At 71.3% G+C, this 13,246-nt stretch carries 12 protein-coding genes; 10 read left to right on the top strand and 2 right to left on the bottom strand.

From position 1 onward, the window contains the following. Window positions 1–57 precede the first annotated feature (57 nt). Window positions 58–1,650, top strand: coding sequence for a lysine--tRNA ligase (lysS, locus tag HY049_04375; protein MBI3448140.1), 1,593 nt, complete (start codon window positions 58–60; stop codon window positions 1,648–1,650). Here lysS and HY049_04370 read toward each other — a convergent pair. Continuing rightward, window positions 1,622–2,578 (bottom strand): sigma-70 family RNA polymerase sigma factor, encoded by a 957-nt coding sequence (locus HY049_04370; GenBank protein MBI3448139.1) that lies wholly within the window; start codon window positions 2,576–2,578, stop codon window positions 1,622–1,624. The genes lysS and HY049_04370 overlap by 29 nt on opposite strands. 126 nt (window positions 2,579–2,704) lie before the next feature. Here HY049_04370 and HY049_04365 point away from each other — a divergent pair, with 126 nt between their 5' ends. From HY049_04365 to HY049_04350, 4 genes are all read left to right on the top strand, one after another. After that, window positions 2,705–2,890: a DUF1931 domain-containing protein gene (locus tag HY049_04365; protein ID MBI3448138.1), complete on the top strand. Its 186-nt coding sequence runs from the start codon at window positions 2,705–2,707 to the stop codon at window positions 2,888–2,890. 203 nt (window positions 2,891–3,093) lie between these two features. Next, the gene (locus HY049_04360) at window positions 3,094–3,579 is read left to right on the top strand and encodes a polymer-forming cytoskeletal protein (GenBank protein ID MBI3448137.1); all 486 of its coding nucleotides are present in this window, start codon (window positions 3,094–3,096) and stop codon (window positions 3,577–3,579) included. A gap of 25 nt (window positions 3,580–3,604) precedes the next feature. Then, a complete protein-coding gene (locus HY049_04355; protein ID MBI3448136.1) occupies window positions 3,605–4,180 on the top strand; it encodes a hypothetical protein in 576 nt (191 codons plus the stop codon). A gap of 278 nt (window positions 4,181–4,458) precedes the next feature. After that, complete coding sequence (locus tag HY049_04350; GenBank protein ID MBI3448135.1) at window positions 4,459–4,863, top strand: hypothetical protein; 405 nt, start codon at window positions 4,459–4,461, stop codon at window positions 4,861–4,863. Window positions 4,864–4,939: 76 nt separating this feature from the next. Here HY049_04350 and HY049_04345 read toward each other — a convergent pair whose 3' ends face one another. Beyond that, window positions 4,940–7,585, bottom strand: a complete 2,646-nt coding sequence (locus tag HY049_04345) for a fused MFS/spermidine synthase (protein ID MBI3448134.1) — start codon at window positions 7,583–7,585, stop codon at window positions 4,940–4,942. Window positions 7,586–8,333: 748 nt separating this feature from the next. Between HY049_04345 and HY049_04340 the strand changes: the two genes are divergently transcribed. From HY049_04340 to HY049_04320, 5 genes are all read left to right on the top strand, one after another. After that, entirely contained in the window at window positions 8,334–9,059 is a 726-nt protein-coding gene (locus HY049_04340) for a methyltransferase domain-containing protein (protein ID MBI3448133.1), read from the top strand. 35 nt (window positions 9,060–9,094) lie between these two features. Beyond that, window positions 9,095–10,279 carry an NAD(P)/FAD-dependent oxidoreductase gene (locus HY049_04335; GenBank protein ID MBI3448132.1) on the top strand — a complete coding sequence of 395 codons (1,185 nt, stop codon included), beginning with the start codon at window positions 9,095–9,097 and terminating at the stop codon, window positions 10,277–10,279. A 96-nt stretch (window positions 10,280–10,375) separates the two neighbouring features. Next, the gene (locus HY049_04330) at window positions 10,376–11,647 is read left to right on the top strand and encodes a beta-ketoacyl-[acyl-carrier-protein] synthase family protein (protein MBI3448131.1); all 1,272 of its coding nucleotides are present in this window, start codon (window positions 10,376–10,378) and stop codon (window positions 11,645–11,647) included. Then, window positions 11,644–12,264, top strand: a complete 621-nt coding sequence (locus tag HY049_04325; protein MBI3448130.1) for a YceI family protein — start codon at window positions 11,644–11,646, stop codon at window positions 12,262–12,264. The genes HY049_04330 and HY049_04325 overlap by 4 nt, the downstream gene beginning before the upstream one ends. After that, window positions 12,261–12,683: a hypothetical protein gene (locus HY049_04320; GenBank protein MBI3448129.1), complete on the top strand. Its 423-nt coding sequence runs from the start codon at window positions 12,261–12,263 to the stop codon at window positions 12,681–12,683. The genes HY049_04325 and HY049_04320 overlap by 4 nt, the downstream gene beginning before the upstream one ends. Window positions 12,684–13,246 lie beyond the last annotated feature (563 nt).

Raw genomic sequence — 13,246 nt, 5'->3', positions numbered from 1 at the left:
GATCGATGAGGATCCAAGCGGGGTGCGCTGCTATCCTGAGCACGGAGATCCGCCTTCATGTCGCGAACGCTGTGGCCGTACGGCGAGGCCGAGAGAATCCTTACCGTCTTCCCGGACGCCGCGCCGATCCGCCTCGAGACGGGGTACGGCCCATCGGGAGCGCCGCACATCGGCACCTTCGCCGAGGTGGCGCGCACGACGTGGGTGGCGATGGCGCTCAGCGACGTGCGCGCGGGAGGGACGGCCCCGGGGGCGGCCACCGACAAAGGCTGGGAGATCGTCGTCTTCTCCGACGACATGGACGGCCTCCGCAAGGTCCCGCTGAACATGCCGGCGACGCTGGCGGCGCACCTCGGCAAGCCCCTCTGCGACATCCCGGACCCGTTCGGCTGCCACCCCTCGTACGCGCACCACAACAACGCGCTTCTCTGCGAGATGCTGGATCGCTACGGCTTCCGCTACACCTTCAAGGCCTCGCACGATCAGTACCGCAGCGGCGTCTTCGACGGGGGGCTCCGTCTCATCCTCGAGAAGGTGGAGGAGGTCCGCGGGGTCATCCTCCCGACCCTCCACGAGTCGAAGCGCGCCGAGTGGTCGCCCTTCTTCCCGATCTGCGAGGCGTGCGGGCGCATCTACTCGACGCGCGTCATCGGCTACCACGCCGATCGCGGCACGATCGACTACGCCTGCGACGTGGCGACCGGCGATCGCCCGGGATGCGGTCGCGCGGCCGAGATGCCCGTGACGGGAGGGCGCGTGAAGGTCGGCTGGAAGGTCGACTGGGCGCTCCGGTGGTTCACCCTCGGCGTCCACTACGAGATGTACGGGAAGGACCTCATCGAGTCGGCCGATCTGTCGAAGAAGATCGTGAGGATCCTCGGCGGAACGCCGCCCGTGGACTCCTTCTACGAGATGTTCCTCGACGAGACGGGGAGCAAGATCAGCAAGTCGGTGGGGAAGGGGCTCACCGTCGACACGTGGCTCACGTACGCGCCGCGCGAGTCGATGCTCCTCTTCCTGATCAAGAACCCCCGCAAGGCGAAGAAGCTCTCGTGGGATGTCGTCGCGCGCACGGTGGACGAGTACCTCGACCTGATCGGAAAGCACTACGCCGAGGGGAAGCCCGACCCCTTCCGTGACGAGCTGGAGTTCGTGTGGCCCGATCTCCCGGCGGCGAGCCCGTACGAGTACCCGGTCTCGTACACTCTCCTCTTCACCGTGATGGCGAACGTCGGCATCGCCGACGCGGCGATGATCGCGGGGCGCGTGCGGAACTACCGCGGCTCGATCCCGGGGAGCGACGCCTTCCTCGAGCAGCTCGTCGCGCACGCGGCCGCGTACTATCGCGATCACGTCGAGCCCAACAAGCGGCCGGCCGAGGTTCCGGCCGATCACGTCGATCTCGTGAGGAAGTACGCCGACTTCCTCGACCTCGAGAAGACGCCGGAGGAGATCCACCACCAGGCGTTCGCGATCCCGAGGGAGGCGGGGCTCGAGCCGGGGCCCTTCTTCCGCACGCTCTACCGCGTGCTCTGCGGGCAGGATCAGGGGCCGCGCATCGGCCCGTTCGTGAAGATGATCGGCCAGCCGCGCGTGGCGGCGCGGCTCCGCGAGGCGGCCTCTACTCGCTCTTCACTTCAAAGCGCCTGAGGTCCTTGATCTCGGATTTCAGGTATTCCCGGAGTCGCGCGATCAGCTTCGATTCCATCTGACGCACCGCCTCGCGCGTGGTCCCGTAGTGATCGCCGATCTCCTGGAGCGTCGCGGGCTCCTCGGCCACGAGGCGCGTCTCGAGGATGTAGCGCTCCTTGTCCTTCAGCGTCTTCGCGAACTCGGCGATCTTCTCCTTGAGGATCGCCTGCATCTCGGCCCGCGCCACCTGCTCGTCGGGGGCGTCGCCCCCCGCCGCCATCGTCTCCCAGACGAAGCGGTCGTCGTCGCTTCCGGGGCGGCCGACGGGGGCGTCGATCGAGACGTCGCGCCCCTTCAGCGCCTGGCTCACCTCGATGACGTCCTGCTCGTCGGCGTCGAGATTCCGCGCGAGGAGCTTCGTTCCCGCGGTGATGCCGAGGCTTCGAAGGCGCTCCTGCTCGCGCTTGAGGTTGTAGAAGAGCTTCCGGCGGGCGTTCGTCGTGCCGACGCGCACGAGGCTCCAGTGATCGAGGAGGTACTTGAGCAGGTACGCGCGGATCCAGTAGCCGGCGTACGCGGAGAAGGGGACGCCGCGGTACGGGTCGTACTTCTTGATCCCCTGGAGGAGGCCGATGTTCCCCTCCTGGATCAGGTCGAGCATGTTGAGGTACGAGCGGCGGTAGTCCATGGCGATCTGGACGACGAGCCTGAGGTTCCCCGTCGCGAGGCGGGCGGCCGCGTCGCGATCGCCCCCCTCGCGCACGCGGACGGCGAGGGCGTGCTCCTCCTCGCGCGTGAGGCGGGGGAAGCCGCGAATCTCGGCGAGATACCGCCTCAGGGGATCGGCGGGGAGGGGGGCCTCCTCGGGGATCGCGGGAAGGCCGGGCGGCGCGGCGGCGCTCGCGAGGACGGGGAGGTCTTCCTTCTTCGCTCGTTTCTTGGGCATGAGGTTGACGCGAGACGGTCCGGGCCTATTCTAACACTCGACACTCGCGCCGCTTTTGACTCCCGAGGCCGTTCATGCATAATGGCGCCCGGTCGACGATTCATCAGGACTCATCGGAGGTGCGACGTGGCCGGGAAGCGCAAGGCCGAGCTCATCATCTCGAAGAGCCGCACGAAGGACGCGGTTCGAAAGTGCAACGTCTCGGGTGATTTCTACGGGGCGCTCGACAAGAAGGTGCGCGAGATTCTCGCCGGTGCGGAAGCGCGGGCCCTCGCGAACAAGAGGAAGACGCTCAGGCCCCAGGATCTCTGACAGCTCCCGTCCCGCCCCCTCTCCGGGAGGCGGGAACGATTTTCCGAAGCCCCGCCGCAATGCGCGCGGGGCTTTGTCTTTTACACGAGTCATCGACGCTCGGACAAGGAGAGACAGCGATGTGGGATAAGAAGGAAAACGAGAAGGACTTCAAGCCGTCGGGCCCCGCCGCGCCACGGGTCGAGACACCGTCCTACGTCCCCATGGGCGTTCCCCCGTTGTCGGCGTCCTCGTCGAACGCCAAGGGGCGCGCGGCGAACATCGGCACGTCGCTCTTCATCAAGGGTGAGGTGTCGGGGAGCGAGGATCTCACGGTCGAGGGGCGCGTCGAGGGGCGCATCGACCTCAAGGACCACAACATCACCATCGCCGCGAGCGGCCGCGTCAACGCCGAGATCCACGCCAAGAGCGTCATCGTCGTCGGCGAGGTGAATGGGAACATCAACGCGGACGACAAGGTCGAGATCGCCGACACCGGGCGACTCACCGGCGACATCCACGCGCCGCGCGTCGCCATCTCGGACGGCGCCCAGTTCCGCGGGAGCGTCGACATGGTCAGGGACCGGAGCGCCGCGCAGTCGGTCGCGGGCATCAAGGAGCGCGTGCAGGCCCAGGTCCAGACTCACGCGCAATCGCAGACCCAGACGCAGGCGGCGTCCCAGGGGAAGGCGGCCGCGGCGCAGATCTAGCGCCGCCACCCCTCGAGAATCTCAGGTGAGCTCGATGTTCCGACGTGACGCGAATGCCGGGGCGCAGGCGACGGAGACGGCGAAAGCTCCGCCGCCGGCCGTCGCCTGCCCCCTGCTGCGCCCGTTCCTCAAGCGCGTGGAGAAGCTCCAGCCCTCACCCTCCCTCCTTCTCTTCGGGGAGATGTGCGGCGCCAACGTCTCGTTCCTGGGCGCGAGGGGGCTGCGCGTCTCGGTCGAGGGATCGCCGGTCGAGCCGCGCGCGTACGACGCGAGCTTCTCGGGGGCGATCCTCTGGGACCATCTCTCGCGAGTTCGACCGGAGCAGGCCGCCTCCTGGATCGCGCGCCTGGTGGAGGCGCTCGTCCCCGGAGGCGCCGTCCTCGCCTTCTTTCCCCCGGTGAACGCGTTGGGTCTCGCGACGCGTTCGCGCTACCGGATCGCCTCCGACGAGCTGGTGACGCGCGAGCCGGTGGGAGAGCGGGGGCCGGTCGCGGGCTCCTACCAGAATCGGGAGATCATCCGCCTCTTCGGGGCCTTCAACCTCGAGCTCCTCCACACCCATCGCTCCGGCGATCGGGAAGCCCTCTTTTTCAAGGCCTGACCCTTCTCCGATCGGACACCGCGCTTTCCCCTCCGGGGTGGTTTTTCTCCCGCGACTGTCCCCGGCGGGTCACATCTTCCCCCGAAACCGGACCCTCTCCGGGAACATCCGAGGGGGGAGTCCGGCCGTATCTCAGGGCCAGGGGCTTCCGAATCAACCGCTTCGGTCGCGTCGGTTGCGCCTGTCCCGTTCGTCGGCTTCGTGGCTTGGCGATTGCAATGCCCGATGGCGTGATGAAAGCGATGGACACTCGGACGATCCACGGGAGAGGAAACGTCATGGCCAGCGGACAGCCCAGCGTTGCTGAAACGATGGTGGCTCAGCCCGTCCCGCCGATGCCGACCCGCCCGAAAGCTCTCATCTGCAAGACCGGGCCCGCGGAGGCACTCGACGCCTGCATGATGAAGATCGGGCGCGAGGTCGATCTCGAGGCTCTCGACACGCTCGCCGAGGGAATGGAACGGTGCCTCCGGGGCGGCGTCGACATCCTGTTCGTCAACCTGTTCTCGTTCACGGCCCGCGAGCTCACGGCGATCGCGGCCTTCAGATCGCTGCGACCTCTGCAGCCGGTCGTCGCCGTCGCCGGCCCGGAGATGCGGAACGCCTTCGTCGGCTCGAGCCTCTTCGACGACGTGCGCATCGTCCCCACGGCCTCCGAAGGATTCATCCACCCCCAGGCCTGACTCCAGGGCCTCATCCCGCCACCCATCCCCGAAATCAACCCACCGGCCCCGAAGGAGAAGGGGCCTTCCTCCTTTTTCAGGGGGCTGTGCCGGTTCCGCCCTTCGCGCGATCGAGCATCGCCTGGAACATCCGGACGCGATCGGGATCCTCCTCGAGATCGATGAGCCGCCCGAGGAGCGGCGCCGCCGCGTCGGCCCGGTCGAGGTGCTCGAGGGTCTCGACGGAGCGCGTGAGGCCGGTGAGATCGTCGGGGTGACGCTTCAGGAGCTGTGACCAGACGCCGAGCGCATCCTCCCATCGCTTCCCGCCCATCAGGAAGTCGCCCAGCCGGCGGTATCCCGCCGCATCGGCAGGGCTCCACTCGAGGACGGCGCGCAGATGGCTCTCGACGGCGTCGCCGTCCCCCCGGCGCGAGGCGGCGTCCGCCTGGTCGCGCTCCCACGACGCGACCGCCGCGGCCGTGTCGACGGCGAGCTTCAGGTGCTCGAGCGCCGCCTGCTTTCTCCCGAGCGTCAGCTCCGCGCGGCCGAGGTCGAGCGCGGCGTCGACGCTCATCCGCGCCGGCTTCGTCAGCTCGGGCCACTCGTCGAAGTAGCGCCCGATCTCGCGCGCGGCGCACGCGGGGTCGGAGAGAGCGAGGCAGCTCCTCCCCCACAGCATGTGCACGAAGGGGGCGGTCGCCGGGGACGGGCCGATCCGTTCGGCCGCCTTCAGCTCGTCGATGGCGTCGGCGTGGCGACCCGTGGCGCGCAGGGCGCGGGCCAGCGCGACGCGCGCGTCGGCGGAGTCCGGCTCCGCCGCCACGGTCGCCGCGAGGAGCCACGCCGCCTCGCCGGCCCCGGTGTCCCCGTCCGCGAGATCGAGGCCGAGGCTCGCCGCGGCTTCGACGCAGCCGGGATTCCGCGCGAGCGCCTTCTTCCACGCCTCGCGGGCCTCGGCGCGCTTCCCCGCGCGCAGGTCGATGTCGCCGCGGATGGCCGACCCCTCCGCGAGCGCGGCCTCGGAGATGCGGGGTGAGTTGGCGCGCACGAGCGCATCGAGCGCGCGATCGTCGAGGCCGGCGCGTGAGAGCGCCGCCGCGAAGTCGATCGGGAACCGCGCAGCGGCCTCGGGGGAGAGGCCGGCGACATCGACCCGGTCGAGCGGGGAGGAGGGGGCCTTGAGCAGCAGCTCGTCGTTCTGGAAGTGCGTCTCGTCGTAGAGGTTCTTCAGGGCCGCGAACTCGATGAGGGCGTTGTCGTCTGTGTTGAGCGGCCCGACCCCGGCGAACGCCGTCATCGCGCGGCCGCCGACGCGGAAGCGCGTGAGGAGCGTCTCAGGGTCCGCGATCTGGAGCCGCGAGAGATCCGCGGCGACCGAGGGGATGGCCATGCGCTCGGCCATCCGGGCCACGTCGAAGCGGATGCGCTTCGGGCTCGCCATCACGAGCGTGTCGCCGGGGGAGCCCTTGACCACGACGACGTCCTCGAAGACCGAGCCGAGCGTCCGCAGCAGGGCGCGGTACGCGTCCGGGTCGAGGCCGTAGAGCTGCACCCACTGGCAGAGGATGCCGTCCGGGGCGAGGCGCGATCGCACGATCTCGAAGAACTCGCGCGTGAAGAGGCGCGAGGGGCCGCTCAGCCACGGGTTCGACGGCTCCGAGACGATGACGTCGTACGTCGTGTCGTCGACCAGCAGCGCGTGCCGCGCGTCGTTGATCTCGAGCGAGAGGCGCGGGTCCCCGTACGGGTCGTGGTTGAACTCCCGGAAGAAGTGCGAGGCCTCGATCACGGCGGGCTCGATCTCGACGGCGCGGAGCGTCTGCAGCGAGGGGAGGGTCAGCATCGAGCCGGCGGTCGCGCCGCTTCCCCATCCGATGACGAGCGCGCGCCGGGGATCGCGCGCCGCGAGGAGAGGGAACTGCCCGAGGAGGACCTGCGTCTCGATGTCGCCGATCGACGAGGCGTCCACCTTCCCGTTCACCGTGAGCACCAGCCAGACGTGGCCTCCCTTGGTGAGCGGGCGCTTCTCCACCGTCACGGTGGTCGTCGGCCCGTCCCTGTAGAAGAGCTGGCGGTGTGCGTCGTGGTAGGCGAAGAAGGAGGCGCGCGTGGGGAACTGCGGCGCGTAACGGGGGGCGTACTGGAAGACGCCGCTCGTCATGACGACAGGGTTCCATTCGGACGCCCCCCCGGGGATCGCGGGAAGCATCACCACCACGAGCCCGGCCAGGAACAGGCTTCGGCGCCGGCTCTCGGACGGCGCGACGGAGAGGAGGAAGGCGCCCACGGTCAGATTGACGACCGCGCCGGCGACGATCGTCAGCCTCAGCCCCACGACGGGGACCAGGAAGAACCCGGCGGCGAGCGAGCCGACGATGGCGCCGAGGGTGTTGACCGCGTAGAGGGTGCCCACGGGCCGCGCCGCCCCGACGCCGCCCATCCGCCAGCAGCGCACGCCGAGGGGGAAGGTGGCGCCGAGCATGAACGTCGGCGCGAACATCACGAGGGCCGCCAGCACGAACCGTCCGATCTGGAAGAGGGCCGGCTGGCTCCGCGTCGCGCGGAAGAGCGCCAGGAACGCGTACGGCAGCTCGGGGAAGACGAAGGTGCCGAGGTAGACGGCGAGCCCGACGACGAGCTCGACGAAGGCGAAGACAGCGAGCGGGTTGCGGATGCGCCCCAGGAATCGCGTCGCGACGGCGCTCCCCGCGGCGAGCCCGATGAGAAACGTCGTCAGCATCGTCGTGAAGGCGTGGTTCGACGAGCCGAGGACGAGGGAGAGGGTGCGGGTCCACGCGACCTCGAGGATGAGGGCGCCGGCACCGGAGAGGGCGAGCGCCGCCGAGGGTGTTGACGGCGTAGAGCGTCGAGGCCCCCTGCCCGGCGATCCCCCCCCGCTTCTCCGAGGAGGCGGCCAGGACCGGGAGCGTCGCCCCCATCAGCGTCGTCGCCGGCAGGAGAAAGGCCGACGCGAGGAGGAATCGCACGAGCGTCAGCCCCGGGAGCGAGAGATGGACCAGCGGGTAGATCGCGCGGTACGCCGCGTTGAGCGCCGGCATCAGGACGAGGACCGCGAGCGACACGAGCGCGATCCCCGCCTCGAGCCCGGCGTAGGCTCGGAGGGGGCGCGCGAGGCGATCGCCGAGGCGCGACGCCGCCCAGGATCCGAGCGCGAGGCCTCCCATGAAGGCGGCGAGAACGGTGGCGACCCCCTGCGTCGTCGAGCCGAAGACGAGCGTCAGCTCGCGGCTCCACACCACCTGGTAGACCAGCCCGCTCGCCCCGGAGACGAGGAAGACGGCGAGAAGAAGCCATCCCCCGCCTCGCAGCACGGAAGGGGTCGCCGCCCGGGAGTCGCCCGCGGGGGCGGAGGGCGTCGCTGCGATCCCGTCGGCCACGATGGGCATGGCGGCATTGTATGAACGCGACGCCCGATTGGATAGCGGACTTCCGGCGCGCTGTTATGATGACGTGACCGAGGTGAGACGATGCTCTTCCCTGTCCGCGCGCGCACGCCCGAGATCATGGACGGCACCGCCTTCACGGCGGCCGAGCTCGACCACAACCTCGCCGATCTCGGCCGCTACAGCCGCCTGACCGGCGGCGCGAGGGTCGTCGTCTCCCGGCTGGCCGATCTCGCGCGCGATCTCCCGAGCGGAGGCGAGCTTCGCGTCCTCGACGTCGGGGCCGGCGGCGGCGACATCGCGCACCAGGTCTCGGCGTGGGCGAGACGCCGCGGCCTCGTGCCGCGGATCGTCGCCTCGGACATCGACTCGCGCATGCTGACCCTCGCCTCGGCGCGGCGCCGCGCGGGCCGGGACGTCGCCCTGTGCCAGAGCGACGGCCGGCGGCTGCCGCACGCCGACGGCGCCTTCGCCCTCGCGTACTCCTCGCTCGTCCTCCACCACCTCGACGACGCGGGGGTCGCCTCCGTGCTCGACGAGATGCGCCGCGTCACGCGGCTCGGGTTCGTCGTCGCCGACCTGAGGCGCTCCGCTCTCGCCTACTCCGCGGTCTGGGCGCTCACCCGCCTCACGACCCGCAACCGGCTCACGCTCCACGACGGACCGCTGTCGGTGCGTCGCGCGCTGACCCCCGGCGAGATGCGCGCCGCCGCCGTGGCGCTTCCGGGGGAGGGGCTCAGCGTGCGCCGGCAGGGGTCGGCCCGGCTCGTCGTCACGTACCGCCACTCGAACGGACGGGAGGCGTCCTGAGCGGCGCCGCGCGGCTCGAGTGCGACGCGCTGGTCGTGGGCGCCGGCCCGGCGGGGGTCATGGCTGCGGCCAGCCTCGCGCGCGATGGATTCCGCGTCGTCGTGCTCGAAAAAGGAGTCCTCCCCCGCCACAAGATCTGCGGCGATTTCGTCACGCCGGGCTCGGTGCGCCTCCTGCGCGACGCCGGCCTGGTCGACTCCCTCCTGGCCGCGCGGGCGGCCCCCCTTCGCGGGATGCGCCTCTCGGTCGACGCGACCCGCGTTCCGCTGCCGTTCCCCCCCGGTGAGATCGGCTGGGCGCTCGGCCGCCGCGATCTCGACGTCGGCCTCGCGCGCGCCGCGCGGGCGGCCGGGGCGTGCGTCATCGAGGGGGTGCGCGTCGAGGCGATCGAGGAGGCCGGCGGCCGGGTCGTCGCGCGCGCGAGCGGGAAGGAGACGGGGCCGCTCGTCGTCCACGCGGAGGTCGCGGTCGACGCGGGTGGGCGGCACGCGCTCACACCGGCGCGGCGCGGGTGGGGAGGCCCCTCGCGCTGGCCGGTCCGGTACGCCGTGGCCGCGTGGTTCGAGGGTGTGACGGATCTCTCGGACGCGGGGGAGATGCACGTGCTCGGCGGCGGCTCGCTCGGGTACGTGGGCGTCTCGCCGATCGGCCCCGGGGTTGCCGGGGCGGCGGCGGTCGTGAGCTTGCGCCTCTTTCGCGACGGCGCGCGGGATCCGGGCGCCCTTCTGCGCCGTCTGATCGATTCGAGCGACGAGCTGCGCCGCCGCTTCGCGGGGGCGCGGCGGGTGACCGGGGTGCGCGGCGCGGGCCCTCTCGCCCGTGGCACGTCGAGATTCGGCGCGGGCCGCCTCCTCATCGCCGGAGACGCCGCGGCCTTCGTCGATCCCTTCACGGGCGAGGGGATCCACGCCGCGCTCGCCGGCGGGGCGATGGCCGCGCGCGCGGCGAGCCTCATCCTTCGCGCCGCGGCGCCGGCGGAAGAGGCGCTCCGCGAGTACGAGCGCGCGCTCCGATCGGCGCTCCGCCCGCGCCACGCGATCTCGCGGGCCCTCCAGGCGCTCCTCGCGGCCCCTCCCGTCGCGCGGCGCGTGGCCTCGGCCCTCGCCCGGCGCGAGGACCTCGCCGCGACGCTCATCGCCGTGACGTCGGGGTGCCGCGATCCCCGGAAGCTCCTCGCCCCGGACTTCATGCGCCCTCTCGTCATCGAGACCCTGCGATGACCGCGGAGACCCTGCGATGAACGCGGAGACCCTGCGATGAACGCGGAGACCCTGCGATGACTGCCGGGACCCTGCGATGACCGCGGAGACTTTGCGATGACCGCCGTCGCTCCGGGGGCGACGGCGTCGTCGCGGCGCCGCGCCGTGATCACCGGCATGGGGATGGTGACGCCCGCGGGGGAGGGGAGAGAGGCCTTCGCGCGGGCCCTCTTCGCCGGCGTGAGCTGCACCGGCCCGATCACCCTCTTTCCGGCGGGCGATCTCGTGTCGCGCGTTGCGGGGGAGGTGCGCGGCTTCGATCCGGCGCCGCACATGGCGGCCGGCGACGAGCGGCGCGTGTCGCGCGCGAGCCCCATGGGGGTGGCGGCCGCCCGCGAGGCGCTGGCCCACGCGGGCATCTCCCTCGACGCGGCGTCGCGGCGCGGGCTCGGCATCGTCATCGGATCGGGGGCGGGTGGGATCGAGTTCGGCGAGAGGCAGTACCGCCATTACTTCGGCGGGGAGTCGCGCCTCATCAATCCTTACGCCATCTCGACGTCGTTCGTCGGGAGCCTCAGCAGCGACATCTCGATTGCGCTCGGCATCACCGGCTTCAGCCACGTCCTGTCCACCGGGTGCACGTCGTCCACCGACGCCATCGGCTACGCCGCGCAGTCGATCCGCGCCGGTGTGGCCGACGTGATCCTCACCGGCGGGGTCGAGTCGTGCATCACCCCCGCGCTGATGGCGGGCTTCTGCCGCATGAAGGTCGTCTCGACCGCTTTCAACGAGACGCCGGAGCGGGCCTCGCGCCCCTTCGATCGCGATCGCGACGGCTTCGTCATCGGCGAGGGGGCGTGGATCTTCGTCCTCGAGGAACGCGAGCACGCCCTCGCGCGCGGCGCGATGCCCCTCGCCGAGGTCGCGGGATGGGGGGCGACGTGCGACGCCTACCACCGAGTGTCGCTCGACCCGCTGGGCGAGGAGCCGGCGCGCGCCATCGAGATCGCGCTCGCCGACGCGGGGTGCCCGCCCGAGGCGGTCGGGTACGTGAACCTTCACGGCACCGCGACCCGGCAGAACGACGTCGTCGAGGCGCGCGTGATCCGGAGGGCCTTCAGCCGGCGCGCGGCCCCTCCCCCGTGCAGCGCGACGAAGTCCGTCTTCGGGCACCCCCAGGGGGCGAGCGGCTCGCTGGGGGTCGCGGCGTCGACCCTCGCGCTCGTCGAGGGGAATCTGCCGCCGACGGTCAACCTCGATCACCCGGACCCGGAGTGCGAGCTGGATCACGTGGCGGGCTCGCCGCGGGCCTCTTCGATAGAATGGGCGGTGTGCAACTGCATCGGCTTCGGGTCGAAGAACTCCGTGCTCGTGCTGCGGCGCGGGTGACAGCCCTCCTTCTCGCCGCGGCCCTCGCCCTCTGCGCGACGCCGCCGGCGAGCGCCGCGGTCGACCCCGCGCCGCCCCCGCCCGCCGCCCCCCCCGCCCTCTGGATCGCGGAGAGCGCGCCGAGCCACGTGCAGTTCGTCCTCCACACCTTCTGGCACGACGTGACCGGGACGACGCGCGCCGTCACGGGAGGGCTGAGGTCCGCGTCGGGGGATCCGCGGGCGGACGGCGCCGTCGCCCTCTCCGTCGACGCGGCGACGATCGTGACCGGAATCGGCCGGCGGGATCGCAAGATGCGCGAGGAGCACCTCGAGGTCGCGAAGTACCCGACCCTCGAGTTCCGATCGATCGGCCCGCCGCGCCGGGCGGGCGACCCCGCGGCGGACGGCGGAGCGCGCCTCTCGGTGGACGGCGATCTGACGATCCACGGGGTGACGCATCGCGTCGCGGTCGACGTCCTCTCGCGCTCCGCGGGGCCCGCGTGGATCATGTCGGGGTCGGTGGCGATCAAGCTCAGCGAGTTCGGCGTCCCGGATCCGAGCGTCGCGCTCAACCACGCGCAGGACGGCGTCGATCTCTCGTTCGAGATCCATTTCCGGAAGGAGGGAGGACCATGACGCGAGCCGCATGGCTTGCGCTCGTCGCCGCCGTCGCGGGACTCGGCCTCGCGGCGCCGGCGCGCGCGGCGACGTGCACGAAGGAGCTGCGGCCGCCGGAGTTCGCGGGGAGCGCTCCCTTCTCCATGACCTGCGGGACCGTCGAGGTGACGCTGCGGCCGATCGAGTCCGAGATGTTCTACCACCGCTGGCTCGTCAACCTCGACGTGCGGTCGATCGGGACGGACGGGGAGGCGAGGGTCAACCTCGCGGCCTTCGATGCGCTGGGGGATCTCATCGGCGCGCACGGCGTGGCGGCCCGCGACCTTCACGTGCGACCTCGCTCGATGGTCTTCCGGATGGAGGCGATGTACAGATCCACGGCCGACACGGCGAAGGTGCTGATGAGCGTGAGCCTGCCGGAGAAAAAGTCGCGCTGACCTCGGGCCGTCCGGAAAACCCTGACGCGAGTCCGCCCGGCGCTGACGCGCGCCCGATCGGGACGCGCCACGCCCTCCTGGCGATCTCGTGGAGCCCCCTGCCCTGCAACAGGATCCGCGCGCACCGGCATTCCGCAACGCGGCCGGACGCGTGGCACGCCCCCTGCTTGGTCGGGGGAGGCACGGCCGACGGGAGTCCGTGAAGCGGAGGTGGTGTCACGCAGACAGCGGCGCTCGGTCGCGCGCCGGGCGACCGGAACCGACCCCCCTGTCGATTTGTTCAGGGCCGCGAGCCGCCGCCCCTCGGGTCCCGCGCCGCAGGTCGACCGGGAAAACCCGGCCGTGGGTGGGGCTTTTCGCCCGTCACGGTGAAACATCCGGCCGGCCGGTGGCATCGTAGACGCTGGGGACGGCCGGCTCCGGGCGGCTGGCTCTGGCCAACCCGTGTCGATTCCGCTAGGCTGTCCAGTTTGTTTGGAGCTTTACCCGCGCTCAAGGCGATTGCGAATGGTCGCGACCCCGCGGCGCGGTCATGACGAACCGGGAGCCTCGCTCGCGCAGAG

This window comes from Acidobacteriota bacterium (assembly GCA_016195325.1).
GTDB lineage: Bacteria > Acidobacteriota > Polarisedimenticolia > JACPZX01 > JACPZX01 > JACPZX01.
Note: the sequence above shows the minus strand (reverse complement) of the source record. Positions and strands in the feature narration are given on the sequence as shown.

Bases quoted from the DNA above. Each gene is read 5' to 3' on its own strand.
- HY049_04330 (MBI3448131.1), top strand. From the start codon at position 10,376: ATGACCGCCGTCGCTCCGGGGGCGACGGCGTCGTCGCGGCGCCGCGCC.
- HY049_04340 (MBI3448133.1), top strand. From the start codon at position 8,334: ATGCTCTTCCCTGTCCGCGCGCGCACGCCCGAGATCATGGACGGCACC.
- HY049_04345 (MBI3448134.1), bottom strand. From the start codon at position 7,585: ATGCTGACGACGTTTCTCATCGGGCTCGCCGCGGGGAGCGCCGTCGCG.
- HY049_04370 (MBI3448139.1), bottom strand. From the start codon at position 2,578: ATGCCCAAGAAACGAGCGAAGAAGGAAGACCTCCCCGTCCTCGCGAGC.
- HY049_04360 (MBI3448137.1), top strand. From the start codon at position 3,094: ATGGGCGTTCCCCCGTTGTCGGCGTCCTCGTCGAACGCCAAGGGGCGC.
- lysS (MBI3448140.1), top strand. From the start codon at position 58: ATGTCGCGAACGCTGTGGCCGTACGGCGAGGCCGAGAGAATCCTTACC.
- HY049_04350 (MBI3448135.1), top strand. From the start codon at position 4,459: ATGGCCAGCGGACAGCCCAGCGTTGCTGAAACGATGGTGGCTCAGCCC.
- HY049_04320 (MBI3448129.1), top strand. From the start codon at position 12,261: ATGACGCGAGCCGCATGGCTTGCGCTCGTCGCCGCCGTCGCGGGACTC.